The sequence below is a fragment of the Zooshikella harenae genome (assembly GCF_018837975.1).
Lineage (GTDB): Bacteria > Pseudomonadota > Gammaproteobacteria > Pseudomonadales > Zooshikellaceae > Zooshikella > Zooshikella harenae.
Genome location: NZ_JAGSOY010000031.1, coordinates 1 through 16,450, shown reverse-complemented (window position 1 = coordinate 16,450; position 16,450 = coordinate 1). Strand labels below are relative to the sequence as shown.

Sequence of the window (16,450 nt, the reverse complement as noted above, 5' to 3'; positions counted from 1 at the left end):
GGGAACTGTCAACATGTCGCATATCCGTAACAGGTGATTAGGAGTTACCAGAGTTCAATGCTTCACTCAAGGCTTGTTCTACATCACTCGCACTGACTTTACTTGTTGTGGTTGCTTTGGCTAAAGCTTGATCACGCTTACGCTTACGCTCACTATGATAAGCTAGTCCAGTACCCGCAGGAATCAATCGACCTACCACAACATTTTCTTTTAGGCCTCTTAAGTGATCCTGCTTACCAGTTACTGCCGCTTCTGTCAGAACCCTAGTAGTTTCCTGGAAAGATGCAGCAGAAATAAAGGACTCTGTTGCCAACGATGCTTTGGTTATACCTAGCAATACGCGCTCAAACTTAGCCGGAAACTTATTCTCAGCTGCAAGCGCTTCGTTAACTTCCTGTACATGAGTAAACTCTAACTGCTCACCTTTGATCAGATCAGAGTCTCCAGCATCAGCCACTTCAATCTTTCTCAACATTTGCCGCAGAATGGTTTCAATGTGCTTATCATTGATTTTTACACCCTGCAAACGGTAAACGTCTTGAATTTCATTGACAATGTACTTAGCCAGTGCGCTCACACCTTGTAAACGAAGGATATCATGTGGATTCGCAGGACCATCAGCGATTACCTCACCACGTGCCACCTGCTCACCTTCAAACACATTAAGCTGACGCCACTTTGGAATGAGTTCCTCATGATTATCGTTACCATCAGGTGGAGAAATAACCAAACGTTTTTTACCCTTGGTTTCTTTACCAAAACTGATTGTTCCACTAATTTCAGCCAAGATAGCTGACTCTTTTGGCTTCCGCGCCTCAAACAAGTCCGCAACCCGAGGCAAACCACCTGTGATATCTTTGTTACCCGAGCTGGCTTGTGGGATCCGCGCAATAACATCCCCTATTTCTACTTTTGCATTATCAGTTAAATTCAATAATGCACTTGCAGGCAGGAAGTATTGAACTGGCATGTCTGAGTTAGGGAACTTAATCTCATTACCAGCACTATCAAGCAACATTACTGCTGGACGAATATCTTTACCAGCTGTTGGACGATCTTTAGGATCAATAACCTCTATATTAGAAAGTCCTGTCAGTTCATCTGTCTGACGCTTGATGGTGATACCGTCTTCCATTCCTGAGAACGACACAGTTCCACCCACTTCAGTGATAATTGGGTGAGTATGTGGATCCCACTTAGCAACAATCTGGCCTGGTTCAATGTCGCTGCCATCTTTCACAGAAAGCATTGCACCATAAGGTAGCTTATAACGCTCACGCTCACGGCCAAATTCATCAGCAACAGCCAATTCACCAGAGCGAGATACGGCAACCAAAGTACCATCTGTACGCTCTACAGACTTCAGGTTGTGCAACCTGATTTTACCTTTATTTTTGACTTGAACACTGTCAGTTGCAGAGGTTCTAGATGCCGCACCACCGATATGGAAAGTACGCATCGTCAACTGTGTACCTGGCTCACCAATTGACTGAGCCGCGATAACACCAACAGCTTCACCCACATTAACCAAATGACCACGACCAAGATCACGACCATAGCACTTGCCACATACACCATAACGCGTTTCACAAGTGATTGGAGATCGAACAATAACCTCATCAACATTTAAGTTTTCAAGGCGTTCAACCCAGCGCTCATCAATAAGTGTTCCTGCAGGAACTGCAATATCACTGGTTGTTCCTGGGCGGACCACATCTCGCGCAACAACCCGCCCAAGAATACGTTCACCTAATGGCTCAACAACATCACCGCCTTCAATATGAGGCGCCATATGCAAGCCTTCTTCAGTGCCGCAATCAACCCCAGTCACAACCAAATCTTGTGCAACATCAACCAGACGACGCGTTAAGTAACCTGAGTTTGCTGTTTTTAACGCTGTATCTGCCAGACCTTTACGCGCACCGTGAGTCGAAATAAAGTACTGTAATACATCCAACCCTTCACGGAAGTTTGCTGTAATTGGCGTTTCGATAATCGAGCCATCTGGCTTAGCCATCAAACCCCGCATACCTGCTAGCTGACGTATCTGAGCAGCACTACCCCGAGCTCCAGAATCGGCCATCATGTAAACTGAGTTAAATGATGGTTGACCAACTTCTTTACCTTCTCGGTCAACAACCAAATCAGTACCCAAGCTTTCCATCATTTTCTTGGCTACCAACTCATTGGCTCGAGACCAAATATCAATCACTTTGTTGTATTTCTCACCTTGAGTTACCAAACCTGAAGCAAATTGATTTTCGATTTCTTCTACTTCACGGTTTGCGGCTTCAATTATATCCACCTTCTCTTTTGGTATCTCAAAGTCATTTACACCAATAGAGCTTCCAGAAATTGTGGCAAAGTGAAAGCCGGTATACATTAGCTGGTCAGCAAAAATAACGGTTTCCTTCAAGCCAACATTGCGATAGCAGGTGTTAATTAATCGAGAAATGGCCTTCTTGACCATTGCTTGGTTAACAAGCTCAAAAGGAATTCCTTTTGGACAAACATCAAATAACAGCGCACGACCAACAGTTGTATCTGCGATTAAGGTTCTGCTGGTTTCATTACCATCATGATCCTTATTCACTTCACTGATACGCACTTTAACCTTGGCATGCAAATCTACTTTTCCTGCACGGTAAGCACGGTGGACTTCACGAATATCCGCAAACGCCATGCCCTCACCAGGAACGTTGATTGCGTCACGGGTCATATAGTAAAGACCTAGAACCACATCCTGAGAAGGTACAATAATAGGCTCACCATTCGCAGGTGCCAGAATATTGTTGGTGGACATCATTAAAGCACGAGCTTCAAGCTGGGCTTCAAGTGTCAATGGCACATGAACAGCCATCTGGTCACCGTCAAAGTCAGCATTATAGGCCGCACAAACTAATGGGTGTAGCTGGATAGCTTTACCTTCAATCAACACTGGCTCAAACGCTTGGATACCCAAACGGTGCAAAGTCGGTGCACGGTTAAGTAGCACGGGATGCTCACGAATGACTTCCGCTAGAATATCCCAGACTTCTGCAGTCTCACGCTCAACCATTTTCTTTGCAGCTTTAATAGTTGTAGCCAAACCACGATGTTCAAGCTTGCCAAAAATAAATGGTTTGAATAGCTCAAGCGCCATTTTTTTAGGCAGTCCACACTGGTGCAAACGTAAAGTAGGACCTACCACAATAACCGAACGGCCAGAGTAGTCTACCCGTTTACCTAGCAGGTTCTGACGGAAACGACCTTGCTTACCTTTAATCATGTCAGCCAAGGACTTCAAAGGTCGCTTGTTTGAACCTGTAATTGCGCGACCACGACGACCATTATCTAGCAACGCATCCACTGCCTCTTGAAGCATACGCTTCTCGTTACGCACAATAATATCAGGCGCACTCAGATCAAGCAGACGCTTCAGACGGTTGTTACGGTTGATCACTCGACGATAAAGGTCATTCAAATCAGATGTAGCAAAACGACCACCATCCAAAGGAACCAATGGACGCAAATCAGGTGGTAGTACAGGTAATACCTCTAAAATCATCCACTCAGGGTTGTTACCTGAATGGTAGAAAGCTTCCATTAGCTTCAAACGCTTGGTGAGCTTCTTTATCTTGGTTTCAGAGTTTGTATTTGGAATTTCTTCACGTAGCTGGCCAACTTCTGTTTCAAGGTCAATTTCTTTCAAAATTGCCTGAATAGCTTCAGCACCCATACGCGCATCAAAATCATCACCAAACTCTTCAAGTGCTTCGTAGTACTCCTCATCATTGAGCAATTGACCTTTATCCAGCGTCGTCATACCTGGATCAATCACCACATAAGACTCAAAGTAAAGCACACGCTCAATATCACGCAGGGTCATATCCAGCATTAAGCCAATACGGGAAGGTAACGACTTAAGGAACCAAATATGTGCAACTGGGCTAGCTAGTTCAATATGCCCCATTCGCTCACGGCGTACTTTTGCCAGGGCTACTTCTACACCACACTTTTCACAAATAACACCACGATGCTTTAAGCGTTTGTACTTTCCGCATAAACACTCATAATCTTTAACAGGGCCAAAGATTTTGGCACAGAACAAACCATCACGTTCGGGCTTGAAGGTACGATAGTTGATCGTCTCTGGTTTCTTGACTTCACCGTATGACCATGACCGAATCATCTCTGGTGATGACAAGCCGATACGAATGGAATCAAATTCTTCAGATTGCCCTTGTTTGAGAAGGTTAAGTAAGTCTTTCAAGGTCCTCTCTCCTCGCTGAGGGAGGCTAAGCCTCCCATAGCTATAAGCCAGCTAACGTTATTCGCTTTCCAGTTCGATATCGATGCCCAATGAACGGATTTCTTTAATCAGTACATTGAACGACTCGGGCATACCAGCCTCCATTCGGTGATCACCGTCAACGATGTTCTTATACATCTTCGTCCTACCTGCTACGTCATCAGACTTCACAGTAAGCATTTCCTGAAGGGTATAAGCAGCACCATATGCTTCAAGTGCCCAGACCTCCATTTCTCCAAAGCGCTGACCACCAAACTGAGCTTTACCACCCAATGGCTGCTGAGTAACAAGGCTATAAGAACCTGTTGAACGAGCATGCATCTTGTCATCAACCAAGTGATTCAGTTTCAACATGTACATATAGCCGACGGTTACTGGCCGATCAAACAGGTCACCTGTCCGCCCATCACTTAACCTCATTTGACCTGATTCAGGCATATCAGCTAGCCGGAGTAATGCCTTGATTTCTTTCTCTTTCGCACCATCGAAAACTGGAGTTGCCATTGGCACACCTTTTTCGAGATTTTTAGCCAATTCAATAACCTCTTCATCACTTAGTGAGTTGAGGTCTTCATAACGGCCTTCTCCAGTTCCGTTGTAAACTTGATCCAGAAATTCTCGTATTTCAGCAATGGAACGTTGCGCTTCCAGCATACGATTAATTTTTTCACCAAGACCTTTAGCGGCTAGACCAAGGTGAGTTTCCAGGATCTGCCCTACGTTCATCCGAGAAGGTACACCTAGAGGGTTAAGCACGATATCAACGGGTGTACCGTTTTCATCGTAAGGCATATCTTCAACAGGCATGATGACGGAGATAACACCTTTGTTACCATGACGTCCCGCCATTTTATCGCCAGGTTGTATACGACGCTTAATTGCCAAATACACCTTAACAATTTTCAAAACGCCTGGTGCCAGGTCATCACCACTTTGCAGCTTTTTCTTTTTGTCTTCAAAGCGTTGATCTAGCTGCTCACGACGCTCTAGCAGTTGCTTTTGAGCTGCTTCAAGTTGCTCGTTCAGTGCATCATCAGCCATGCGCAACTTAAACCAGTTCTTATGCTCAAGCTCGTCAAGGTAAGCGTCAGATATAACGTCACCTTTTTTCAAGTTTGGACCACCTTCTGCGGCTTGCCCAATCAACGCTACACGCAACCGCTCAAAGGTTGCCTGTTCAACAATACGAAATTCTTCATTCAGGTCTTTGCGGACTTCATCAAGCTGAGCTTTTTCTATAGAGATAGCACGCTGATCTTTTTCAACACCATCACGCGTAAAGACCTGAACATCAATAACAGTACCTTTAACACTGGTAGGCACTCTCAATGATGTATCTTTTACATCAGATGCTTTCTCACCAAAAATTGCACGTAATAGTTTTTCTTCTGGTGTTAATTGAGTTTCACCTTTAGGTGTCACTTTACCAACGAGAATGTCACCACTGCCTACTTCAGCACCAACATAAACAATTCCAGATTCATCTAGCTTAGAGAGTGCACCTTCACCCACATTAGGAATATCAGAAGTAATTTCTTCTGGCCCTAACTTGGTATCACGTGCAACGCAGGTCAGTTCTTGAATATGAATAGTGGTAAAACGGTCTTCTTGAACCACACGCTCAGAGATAAGAATGGAATCCTCAAAGTTGTAACCATTCCAAGGCATGAACGCGACACGCATGTTTTGGCCTAGTGCCAATTCACCCATGTCAACTGAGGGTCCATCAGCTAAAATATCACCACGGTTGATAACATCACCCGTTTTCACCAATGGCTGCTGATTAATACAGGTATTTTGGTTTGAGCGTGTGTACTTGGTTAGATTGTATATTTCAACACCCGCTTCACCTGTGATGATTTCATCCTGATTAACACGAATCACGATACGACCCGCATCAACCGACTCAACCACACCACCACGACGCGCAATAACACAAACACCAGAGTCACTGGCAACATTACGCTCCATACCTGTACCCACTAATGGCTTTTCTGCAAGTAGTGTAGGCACAGCCTGACGTTGCATGTTTGATCCCATTAACGCCCGGTTAGCATCATCATGCTCGAGGAATGGAATCAAAGAAGCTGCTGCTGATACCACCTGCCGAGGAGAAACGTCCATATAGTTAACGTTTTCAGGGGGCATCAAGGTAAACTCATTACGATGCCGCACATTAACAAGCGCATCTGTCAGGCACATCTCTTCATCAACTTCAGCATTAGCCTGTGCTACAACATACTCACCTTCTTCGATGGCTGACAAATATTCAATTTCATCAGTAACAATGCCATCAACAACCTTTCGGTAAGGACTCTCAAGGAAGCCATAGGCATTAGTCCGGGCATAAGTTGCTAACGAGTTGATCAGGCCGATGTTTGGACCTTCAGGTGTTTCGATAGGACACACACGGCCATAGTGAGTTGGGTGTACGTCACGAACCTCAAACCCTGCACGCTCACGAGTAAGACCACCAGGGCCTAACGCTGATACCCGACGCTTGTGAGTGACCTCAGACAGGGGGTTATTCTGATCCATGAACTGGGATAGCTGACTAGAACCAAAAAATTCTTTTATAGCCGCCGCAACAGGTTTTGCGTTAATTAAGTCCTGTGGCATCAAACCTTCTGACTCAGCCATGCTTAAGCGTTCTTTTACTGCACGCTCAACACGAACCAAACCTACACGGAACTGGTTCTCAGCCATCTCGCCTACACTTCGAATACGACGGTTACCAAGGTGATCGATATCATCCACTTCACCTTTGCCATTTCGAATAGAGACCAACAATCCCATGACATCAATAATGTCATTGTTATCCAGAACACCGGGGCCTTCATCAACACCACGACCTAAGCGACGGTTGAACTTCATTCGACCTACCGCTGACAAATCATAGCGCTCAGCAGCGAAAAAGAGGTTTTCGAAAAGTGCTTCAGCGGCTTCTTTAGTAGGTGGCTCACCAGGACGCATCATCCGATAAATTTCAACTAAAGCTTCTAACTGACTATTAGTACTATCGGCTTTCAATGTGTCTGAAATATAAGGACCGCTATCTAGCTCATTAATGTAAAGAGCTTCGATTACTTTAATGTTGTTATTAACGGCTTTTTCAATGATATCTGCAGTAATTTCAACATTGCATGGCGCAATAATTTCACCCGTTGCAGGATTAACCAAATCTTTAGCGAGCACTTTGCCAATTAAAAATTCTAGCGGCGCTTCAAGGTGTTTAATATTTGCTTTTTGCAGCTGGCGAATATGCTTGGCAGTAATACGTCGACCACTTTCAACTATTACATTACCTTCAGTATCTTTAATATCGAAGGTTGCTGCCTCACCACGAAGACGATCAGCAATTAACTCAAATGTGATACCCTGCTCTGACATATGAAACGTTGTCGCTTCAAAGAACATGTCCAGAATTTGCTCAGCAGTATAGCCAAGAGCACGCAGTAATATTGTCGCAGGCAATTTACGACGACGGTCTATACGAACATACAACAGGTCTTTTGGATCAAACTCGAAATCAAGCCATGAACCACGATAAGGAATAACTCTGGCAGAATAGAGGTACTTTCCAGAAGAGTGTGTTTTACCTTTATCATGGTCAAAAAAGACGCCTGGAGAACGGTGTAGCTGAGAAACAATAACTCGCTCAGTACCATTAATTACAAACGTACCGTTATCCGTCATTAATGGGATTTCTCCCATATAGACTTCTTGTTCTTTAATATCTTTTATCGCTTTGTTGGCTGACTCTTTATCATAAATAATCAACCGAACTTTTACTCTTAAAGGTACTGCATAGGTTATACCTCTAAGCTGACACTCTTTAACATCAAATGCCGGCTCTCCCAGTTTATAACTGACGTATTCCAATGCAGCGTTGCCAGAATAACTGACAATTGGAAAGACTGATTTGAACGCGGCATGCAAGCCATAGTCTTTGCGGCTTTCCCTTTCTCCCGATTGCAAAAACTTGCGATAGGAATCCAACTGGATTGCTAGGAGATAGGGTATATCCATTACATGCGGCAGCTTGCCGAAATCCTTACGGATACGTTTTTTCTCAGTAAACGAGTATGCCATTAGCGTTCCCCAGCTTGGTCACCTGCTAATCATTGCGGCCTAACAGGCATTATTAGTGCCACTGTGTTGATCAAGAACAAGGTATTGCTCTTATAATAAATACCCGATGTGGTATATAACCTGCCCTAAGCGGACCATCAAATTTTCATATTACAACGGAAAAAGGCCGGTGCCCGGAGGCACCAGCCATAAGCACTAATTAATATTAGGCTTGCTTTGGTGCAAAATCCTGCAGAATTACTTAACTTCCACAGCAGCACCAGCTTCTTCCAGCTCTTTCTTAGCTGCTTCAGCTTCTTCTTTAGATACACCTTCTTTCAATGGAGAAGGAGCACCGTCAACTAGTGCTTTAGCTTCTTTCAGACCAAGACCAGTCAAGCCACGTACTACTTTGATTACGTTAACTTTCTTGTCACCAGCGCCAGTCAGAATTACATCAAATTCAGTTTTTTCTTCTTCTGCAGCAGCAGCTGGAGCAGCAGCAACAGCAACAGGTGCAGCAGCAGCAGAAACACCAAATTTTTCTTCCATTGCTTCAACAAGCTCAACAACTTCCATTACGCTCATTTCAGCAATTGCATTCAAAATATCGTCTTTAGACAGAGCCATGACTCTTATCTCCTGTAAACTGTGTAAAAACTTTTACTACGTAAGCGATAAACCAACAGTCAATTAAGCAGCTTCTTGCTTCTGATCGCGAACAGCTGCGATAACGCGAGTGACGCGTGTTGGGATATCGTTTAAAGCACGTGCCAGCTTGGTCACAGGTGCAATTGTTACGCGAGCCAGCATAGCTAATGCTTCTTCGCGGGTTGGCATCTTCGCCAACACATCAATTTGATCTGCACCTAGTAGCTTGCCACCAATGGACAGCGCTTTTACTTCCAACTGTTTATTTTCTTTAGCAAAATCTTTGATCAAGCGTGCTGCTGCACCTGGATCTTCTTTAGAGAATGCTAAAATGGTTGGTCCAGTTAGAGCCTCTGTTAGACACTCAAAATCGGTACCAACAACTGCACGACGCACAAGCGTATTACGCACAACGCGAAGATAAACATTACCTTCACGAGCCTGCTTGCGTAGCACAGTTAACTGACTAACAGTAAGGCCACGATAGTCAGCAATCACAGCGGATAAAGCGCTTCCGGCAGCCTCGTTGACCTCAGCGACAATCGCTTTCTTGTCTTCGAGTCTTAATGCCATCGGCTTTACTCCTGGGTATAACCGTAATGTGGTTTAGAACCACCGAGATACACATGCATCCCGTGGAATATACGGTGAAGGGCTCTAGATAAGAGGTCTAGAAACAACACCGTCTACGTAGGAAGATTAAGTCAGCATAAATGTGACACCTACGGTCTTTGACGGCTCCTGCCTCACTGAAAAGAGCTGGCAAGAGCCCCAAAGTTGGGTATTAGATGTTTAGTGATGCCATATCAATAGCTATACCTGGCCCCATAGTGGTAGACAGGGTAACCTTCTGCATATAAACACCTTTTGAAGATGAAGGCTTAGCCTTTTTAAGGTCCGCCAACAATGCTTCAATATTTTGCTTAACAGCTTCTGGTGCAAAACCAACTTTACCAACACCACAGTGAATGATGCCGTTTTTGTCAGTACGGTAACGCACCTGACCAGCCTTAGCATTTTTTACAGCTTCTGCAACATTAGGAGTCACAGTGCCAACTTTTGGGTTGGGCATCAAACCGCGAGGCCCAAGAATCTGACCTAATTGGCCAACAATGCGCATTGCATCAGGAGAAGCAATCACAACATCGAAGTTAAGATTTCCAGCTTTTACTTCATCAGCCAGATCTTCCATACCAATAAGATCAGCACCAGCTTCTTTCGCAGCGTCTGCATTTGCCCCTTGAGTAAATACCGCTACACGAACGTCTTTACCAGTTCCATTAGGAAGTACAGTGGAGCCACGAACAACCTGATCTGATTTACGTGGGTCAACACCTAAGTTGACCGCCACATCAAAAGATTCGCAAAACTTTACTGTAGAAATTTCAGCCAGCAATTTTGCAGCATCTTCAATAGGATATGCTTTATTGGCTTCAACTTTTTCTGCGATCATCTTTAGTCGCTTAGTCATTTTAGCCATTTACACACCCTCCACATTCAAGCCCATACTACGAGCACTTCCAGCAATGGTTCGTACAGCAGCATCTAAGTCAGCAGCCGTTAAGTCAGGCTCTTTTTGCTTAGCAATGTCTTCCAATTGCTCACGAGTTACAGTGCCTACTTTTTCGGTATTAGGACGACTACTACCTTTTTTCAGCTTAAGTGCTTTTCTCAATAGTACAGATGCAGGTGGAGTTTTAGTTTCAAATGTAAAACTACGATCACTATAAACAGTGATAACAACAGGTGTAGGTAGACCGGGTTCCATACCTTGCGTTTTAGCATTAAACGCTTTACAGAACTCCATAATATTCACACCCTGCTGACCCAGAGCAGGACCAACAGGTGGACTTGGGTTTGCTTGACCTGCAGGAATTTGCAGTTTTACATATGCTTGGACTTTTTTAGCCATTACACTACCTCAGTTGGGTTAAACGCCTTTCGGCTCCCCTATTTAAACAGCTTCTACAGACGCAACAACCCCTCACCGCGATGGCAGTGAGGGGAAGCTACTAAAATTCAACTAACCTTTTTCTACTTGGCTAAATTCTAATTCAACCGGTGTAGAACGGCCAAAAATTAATACAGCAACTTGTAAGCGGTTTTTCTCGTAGTTAACTTCTTCAACTACACCATTAAAGTCACTAAATGGGCCATCAATAACACGAACGACTTCACCTGGCTCAAATAAGGTTTTCGGTTTAGGCTTATCAGAACCATCTTGTACTCGACGAAGGATAGCGTCGGCTTCTCGCTTGGTAATTGGTGCTGGTTTATCGGCAGTTCCACCGATAAAACCCATCACTCGCGGTGTATCTTTAATAAGGTGCCAAGTGTCGTCATTCATTTCCATTTCGACTAATACATAGCCAGGAAAAAATTTACGCTCACTTTTCCGTTTTTGCCCACCACGAATTTCAACGACTTCTTCAGTCGGCACTAAAACTTCACCAAACTGATCTTGCATTTCATGCAGCTCAATACGTTCTTTAATAGAACGCATTACCTGCTTTTCAAAGCCGGAATAGGCATGAACCACATACCAACGCTTCGCCATGTTATGTTACCCAATCAAACTATTTACTATCCAGCTTAGCAAGGAGTCAAGGCCCCACAAAAGTAGCCCTACTAATAAAACAGCAGCAACTACGATAAGTGTCGTTTGTGTGGTTTCCTGACGAGTTGGCCAAACTACTTTTCTTATTTCAGCCTTTGCATCTTTTAATAATGTCCAGAAGCGGCTGCCTTTTTCTGTACTAAATGCAACAAAACCCGCAAATAGAGCTAGAACTAATAAGCCTAACACCCTATACAGCAGAAATTGCTCGTAGTACTTTGCAAAGTAGTGATTGCCGTAGACGCCAACTCCGACAATAATAACAACCAGACACCACTTCAGACCATCCAAGGTCTTAGTAGAACCTGACTGATTGCTGTTATCGCTTTCAGCTTTGGAACTCATAGAAGTAAGCGCCTCATCAAGCTTGCGGGAAACTTTAAATGGCAGGCCAGGAGGGAGTCGAACCCCCAACCCCCGGTTTTGGAGACCGGTGCTCTACCAATTGAACTACTGGCCTGTATCTGTAGTGCAGAGCCGCACATTATGCAGCTCATGCCGTTATTTGTAAAGTGGTTTACTCGATAATCTTGGCAACAACACCCGCACCAACAGTACGGCCACCTTCACGAATCGCAAAGCGTAGCCCGTCTTCCATCGCAATTGGTGCAATCAATGTTACTTTCATTTGCACGTTGTCACCTGGCATTACCATCTCAACACCTTCTGGCAACTCACATGCACCAGTCACGTCAGTTGTACGGAAGTAGAACTGTGGACGGTAGCCTTTGAAGAATGGAGTATGACGTCCACCTTCTTCTTTGCTCAGCACGTAAACTTCTGATTCAAACTTAGTGTGTGGTGTAATAGAACCTGGTATAGCTAATACTTGACCACGCTCTACATCATCACGCTTAGTACCACGTAATAAGGCACCAACGTTCTCACCTGCACGACCTTCGTCAAGCAGCTTACGGAACATTTCAACACCTGTTACGGTAGTTTTAGTGGTGTCACGTAGACCAATAATTTCTACTTCATCACCTACTTTAACAATACCACGCTCAACACGGCCTGTTACTACAGTACCACGACCAGAAATTGAGAATACGTCCTCGATTGGCATCAAGAAAGGCTGATCAATCGCACGCTCTGGCTGAGGGATATACTCATCCAATGTTTCTACTAGTTTTTTCACTGCAGAAACACCCATTTCGTTGTCGTCTTTACCTTCCAACGCCATCAACGCAGAACCAGTGATGATTGGAGTATCGTCGCCTGGGAACTCATATTCGCTCAACAGTTCACGTACTTCCATTTCAACCAGCTCTAACAACTCTTCATCATCAACCATGTCCGCTTTATTTAGGAACACAACGATGTAAGGTACGCCTACCTGACGAGACAACAGGATGTGCTCGCGTGTTTGAGGCATGGGGCCGTCAGCAGCAGAGCAAACCAGAATCGCTCCGTCCATCTGTGCAGCACCAGTTATCATGTTCTTAACGTAGTCAGCGTGTCCGGGGCAATCTACGTGTGCATAGTGGCGGCTTGGAGAATCATACTCAACGTGTGCTGTTGAGATTGTGATACCACGCTCACGCTCTTCAGGTGCGTTATCGATTTGGTCAAACGCTTTAACTTCACCACCCCATACTTCAGCACATACGCGAGTCAGGGCTGCTGTCAATGTAGTTTTACCGTGGTCAACGTGGCCAATAGTACCCACGTTAACGTGCGGCTTATTACGCTCAAACTTAGCTTTAGCCATCGAGACCATCTCCTACCAGACGAAGATCTACAACACAAATAAGGGTAGAACTATGTTCCACCCTCTTCTCTTAAAACTGGAGCTCATAACCGGATTTGAACCGGTGACCTCTTCCTTACCAAGGAAGTGCTCTACCGACTGAGCTATATGAGCAACCTGAAAAATATAATATGGAGCGGGCGGCGGGAATCGAACCCGCATCATCAGCTTGGAAGGCTGAGGTAATAGCCATTATACGACGCCCGCACATTACCACTTAAACAATCATAGTGAAAAATTTGGTGGTGGGGGAAGGATTTGAACCTTCGAAGCTCGCGCGTCAGATTTACAGTCTGATCCCTTTGACCACTCGGGAACCCCACCTAAAGAGGAGCGATTAATTTAAGGCTTGGTGCCGGCACTAGGAGTCGAACCCAGGACCTACTGATTACAAGTCAGTTGCTCTACCAACTGAGCTATACCGGCTCTCCCTCAATCGCGGGCGCAATTCTAAGGGATATTTATATAAGATGCAATGGGTTTACAACGATTTCTTCTTTTTTCTATGTAATGATATTTTTTTGCAATTTCGACCCAGATTTTATCACCTACTAAATCAACTTGATCCGGCGCAAAAACAAGCCAAATCTCGTCTTTAAAACGCTCTACTCGCTTAACTTTTACATTATATCCAGCCTGAGCAATGGTCTTATGCAATTTATCAGCTGATGCTTTCTTAGTGAATAAACCAAGTGAGATACCATTTTTCAACTCACCATCATTGATTATGTAACTATCAATATTTTGCTCTTTCAGCTCTTTTAATTTTCGTAACGCGTATTTTCTTGATGGCTGTGGAGGAATATAAACCCAGTAATCAGGCTCAGTTTCAATATGCTGTTTTTCAACATCAGGCTGGACACCTAACGCAAAAAAACGCTGCTGAACCTCTTTAAAAGGAGCAACTTCCGTAAAAGGTCCAAGCCCTATACAAAACCGTTCAGGTTCATGAGGTGTTTTTTGAGGAACAGCAACCGTCGTATTATTTTGATCTAACTTTTCAAGCTTGGTTGGGTTTACTTCTGTTAATAACTGAATCCCCTTCCCTTCAGAAAAAGTCTCAACTACTTCTGGCTCGACTTGAACAGGGTTACTATGATTTCCTTGGTACCAAAAATACCCATATAAAAAACCATTTGCTAATAATAGGGTTAAAAAAATCCAGCGCATTCTCAGTCCTATTTATGAAAAGCCAGAGTAAGACCTTCAAATATTAAATCTTGCTTGATTTCTGCATCAATGGTTGCCAATGCTTTAACGTACTCAGCATCCCCTCCTGCCAAGATGACTCTATCAACTTGTAAGCTTTGATCAGCAATTAAGGATTTCAACATGCTAACTACAAGCCTTCGGATACCATTGTTCACGGCCTGAGTTGTTGACTGTCCCAATGCCATCTCATTTAACTCATTACTGGTAAACCACACTCGTCCAGTATTTTTCGTTAGAGACTCATGCAACAAGCGAAAGCCTGGAATAATATACCCTCCCAAATGATCTCCTCTTTTATCAATAACATCGACTGTTATTGCTGTGCCGAGGCTAACCAATAGTATAACTTCATCTGGATACTGGACTTGGGTAGCTAGCATTCCTAGCCAGCGATCAACACCTAGCGTAGCTTCATCCTGATAAGCAATTTTGAGTCCAGCAAATTCCTTTTTTACTTTTGCAACTTTCAGTGTGCAGTTACATGCTTTGACAATTACTTCAATTAATCTTTTCTTACGCTCTTCACTCCAAACACACGCAAGTTGAACTTCATCAATACTTTCTGTTTTCTCTAAGAAATAGTTAATAAACACATCCTCAGAGTTAAAAGCATCGTAGTAAATAACTCGGTCGTTTTGCACTACTCGTAATTTTATGCGAGAGTTACCCGCGTCAAGTTGCCATATACTAGCCATAAGACTCTATTCTTCTACGCAAAGAAACTTCACCACCTTTATATACCACCATTCCTTCTGCAGTAAGCACTTTAATTCCACCAGACACATCAACGCCTTTTGCAACACCAGGGATATATTGATCCCCATGAATGATATTTACAGACTGTTCGAAAAATGCATCATAACTTTGCCAGTCACTCTGAAAATAGGTAAAACCTTCACGTTGAAATGTAGAAAGCATTTTACTTAGCTCACTGATTAAAACAGCAGCAAGTTTATTTCGGCTGACTTTATTTGAGGTATACTGACTGACTGCAGCAACAGACTGACTAATTTCTTTTTCTGTCTCACTTGTACTTGGCAAATCTATATTTATACCTATCCCAATAATAACCTGGCATTCTCCAGCAGGGTCTCCCATCACTTCCAGTAAAACACCTGCTGCCTTTTTTCCCCCTAAAAGAACATCATTCGGCCACTTAAGTGTTAACTGCTGTACACCTAGTTGCTCAAGGCCTTTTACGACAGTCAATCCCACCGCCAGACTTAAACCTTCCAGCCCAGCAATGCCATTGTAAAATGTCCTTAGTGTAGAAAAGTACAGATTATTTCCTAACGGACTTACCCATGTTCGTCCTTGCCTTCCACGCCCAACACTTTGGTGCTCAGTAAAACAAAAATAATTCTTTTTGATACCTGAACGCGCTTTACTCATTGCTACATCATTTGATGAAGGAATAGTGACAAAAAAATCCATTTCTAAACCATCAGTAAAATCGGAGCTTAAATCATTAATAATTTTTTGCTTTTCAAGCAATTCAACGCCTTTCTGCACTCGATATCCTTTACCAGGTACAGAGTCTAAACGTAGCCCCAAAGACTGTAGGCTTTTTAGTTTCTTCCATACAGCAGCGCGGGTCACCCCTAAGCTTTTTCCCAAAGCTTCACCAGAGTGAAATTTACCATCACTTAATATTTCTAAAAGAGCCTTCATGTCACAAGTCTAAATAGAGAGGGAATAATAAAGGAAAGTGTACAAGAATAAGTTAGGAGGTAGTTGTAAGGCAACAAAATACAAACAAAGATGAGAAGAGTAGGGAAAAATCCAAAACAGGAAAAGTAGCTGTAAAAAACTTATCTTTTAAAGCAACTCTACTGCTACTAAGAAAAATCTCCTAAAG

At 43.6% G+C, this 16,450-nt stretch carries 12 protein-coding genes and 5 tRNA genes; all 17 read right to left on the bottom strand.

Going from position 1 to position 16,450, the window contains the following annotated elements:
* Positions 1-37 precede the first annotated feature (37 nt).
* Positions 38-4,252 (bottom strand): DNA-directed RNA polymerase subunit beta', encoded by a 4,215-nt coding sequence (gene rpoC, locus KCG35_RS13705; RefSeq protein ID WP_215820356.1) that lies wholly within the window; start codon positions 4,250-4,252, stop codon positions 38-40.
* Between the two features lie 57 nt (positions 4,253-4,309).
* On the bottom strand, positions 4,310-8,383 hold the full coding sequence (rpoB, locus tag KCG35_RS13700; protein WP_215820355.1) for a DNA-directed RNA polymerase subunit beta: 4,074 nt from the start codon (positions 8,381-8,383) through the stop codon (positions 4,310-4,312).
* 237 nt (positions 8,384-8,620) lie between these two features.
* Positions 8,621-8,992 (bottom strand): 50S ribosomal protein L7/L12, encoded by a 372-nt coding sequence (rplL, locus tag KCG35_RS13695; protein WP_215820354.1) that lies wholly within the window; start codon positions 8,990-8,992, stop codon positions 8,621-8,623.
* Positions 8,993-9,055: 63 nt separating this feature from the next.
* The gene (rplJ, locus tag KCG35_RS13690) at positions 9,056-9,586 is read right to left on the bottom strand and encodes a 50S ribosomal protein L10 (RefSeq protein ID WP_215820353.1); all 531 of its coding nucleotides are present in this window, start codon (positions 9,584-9,586) and stop codon (positions 9,056-9,058) included.
* Positions 9,587-9,797: 211 nt separating this feature from the next.
* A complete protein-coding gene (gene rplA, locus KCG35_RS13685; protein WP_215820352.1) occupies positions 9,798-10,493 on the bottom strand; it encodes a 50S ribosomal protein L1 in 696 nt (231 codons plus the stop codon).
* Complete coding sequence (gene rplK, locus KCG35_RS13680) at positions 10,494-10,925, bottom strand: 50S ribosomal protein L11 (protein ID WP_215820351.1); 432 nt, start codon at positions 10,923-10,925, stop codon at positions 10,494-10,496. It lies immediately after the preceding gene.
* Between the two features lie 111 nt (positions 10,926-11,036).
* The gene (nusG, locus tag KCG35_RS13675) at positions 11,037-11,570 is read right to left on the bottom strand and encodes a transcription termination/antitermination protein NusG (protein ID WP_215820350.1); all 534 of its coding nucleotides are present in this window, start codon (positions 11,568-11,570) and stop codon (positions 11,037-11,039) included.
* A gap of 6 nt (positions 11,571-11,576) precedes the next feature.
* Entirely contained in the window at positions 11,577-11,975 is a 399-nt protein-coding gene (gene secE, locus KCG35_RS13670) for a preprotein translocase subunit SecE (RefSeq protein ID WP_215820349.1), read from the bottom strand.
* Positions 11,976-12,014: 39 nt separating this feature from the next.
* Positions 12,015-12,090 (bottom strand) — tRNA-Trp (locus tag KCG35_RS13665).
* A gap of 57 nt (positions 12,091-12,147) precedes the next feature.
* The gene (tuf, locus tag KCG35_RS13660; RefSeq protein ID WP_215820359.1) at positions 12,148-13,341 is read right to left on the bottom strand and encodes an elongation factor Tu; all 1,194 of its coding nucleotides are present in this window, start codon (positions 13,339-13,341) and stop codon (positions 12,148-12,150) included.
* A gap of 77 nt (positions 13,342-13,418) precedes the next feature.
* Positions 13,419-13,494, bottom strand: a tRNA-Thr gene (locus KCG35_RS13655).
* Between the two features lie 18 nt (positions 13,495-13,512).
* A tRNA-Gly gene (locus tag KCG35_RS13650) sits at positions 13,513-13,587 on the bottom strand.
* A gap of 33 nt (positions 13,588-13,620) precedes the next feature.
* Positions 13,621-13,704 (bottom strand) — tRNA-Tyr (locus tag KCG35_RS13645).
* 26 nt (positions 13,705-13,730) lie between these two features.
* Positions 13,731-13,806: transfer RNA gene (locus KCG35_RS13640), tRNA-Thr, on the bottom strand.
* Positions 13,807-13,830: 24 nt separating this feature from the next.
* Positions 13,831-14,550: a hypothetical protein gene (locus tag KCG35_RS13635; RefSeq protein ID WP_215820348.1), complete on the bottom strand. Its 720-nt coding sequence runs from the start codon at positions 14,548-14,550 to the stop codon at positions 13,831-13,833.
* Between the two features lie 8 nt (positions 14,551-14,558).
* Positions 14,559-15,287 (bottom strand): type III pantothenate kinase, encoded by a 729-nt coding sequence (locus KCG35_RS13630; protein WP_215820347.1) that lies wholly within the window; start codon positions 15,285-15,287, stop codon positions 14,559-14,561.
* Positions 15,280-16,263, bottom strand: coding sequence for a bifunctional biotin--[acetyl-CoA-carboxylase] ligase/biotin operon repressor BirA (birA, locus tag KCG35_RS13625; protein ID WP_230409183.1), 984 nt, complete (start codon positions 16,261-16,263; stop codon positions 15,280-15,282). Before birA ends, KCG35_RS13630 begins: the two co-directional genes overlap by 8 nt.
* Between the last annotated feature and the right edge of the window lie 187 nt (positions 16,264-16,450).

What these genes read in the sequence shown, in the direction of transcription:
- rplA (WP_215820352.1), bottom strand. Translation starts at nt 10,493, where the DNA reads ATGGCTAAAATGACTAAGCGACTAAAGATGATCGCAGAAAAAGTTGAA.
- birA (WP_230409183.1), bottom strand. Translation starts at nt 16,263, where the DNA reads ATGAAGGCTCTTTTAGAAATATTAAGTGATGGTAAATTTCACTCTGGT.
- rplK (WP_215820351.1), bottom strand. Translation starts at nt 10,925, where the DNA reads ATGGCTAAAAAAGTCCAAGCATATGTAAAACTGCAAATTCCTGCAGGT.
- rplJ (WP_215820353.1), bottom strand. Translation starts at nt 9,586, where the DNA reads ATGGCATTAAGACTCGAAGACAAGAAAGCGATTGTCGCTGAGGTCAAC.
- rpoB (WP_215820355.1), bottom strand. Translation starts at nt 8,383, where the DNA reads ATGGCATACTCGTTTACTGAGAAAAAACGTATCCGTAAGGATTTCGGC.
- KCG35_RS13630 (WP_215820347.1), bottom strand. Translation starts at nt 15,287, where the DNA reads ATGGCTAGTATATGGCAACTTGACGCGGGTAACTCTCGCATAAAATTA.
- rplL (WP_215820354.1), bottom strand. Translation starts at nt 8,992, where the DNA reads ATGGCTCTGTCTAAAGACGATATTTTGAATGCAATTGCTGAAATGAGC.
- secE (WP_215820349.1), bottom strand. Translation starts at nt 11,975, where the DNA reads ATGAGTTCCAAAGCTGAAAGCGATAACAGCAATCAGTCAGGTTCTACT.
- KCG35_RS13635 (WP_215820348.1), bottom strand. Translation starts at nt 14,550, where the DNA reads ATGCGCTGGATTTTTTTAACCCTATTATTAGCAAATGGTTTTTTATAT.
- nusG (WP_215820350.1), bottom strand. Translation starts at nt 11,570, where the DNA reads ATGGCGAAGCGTTGGTATGTGGTTCATGCCTATTCCGGCTTTGAAAAG.
- tuf (WP_215820359.1), bottom strand. Translation starts at nt 13,341, where the DNA reads ATGGCTAAAGCTAAGTTTGAGCGTAATAAGCCGCACGTTAACGTGGGT.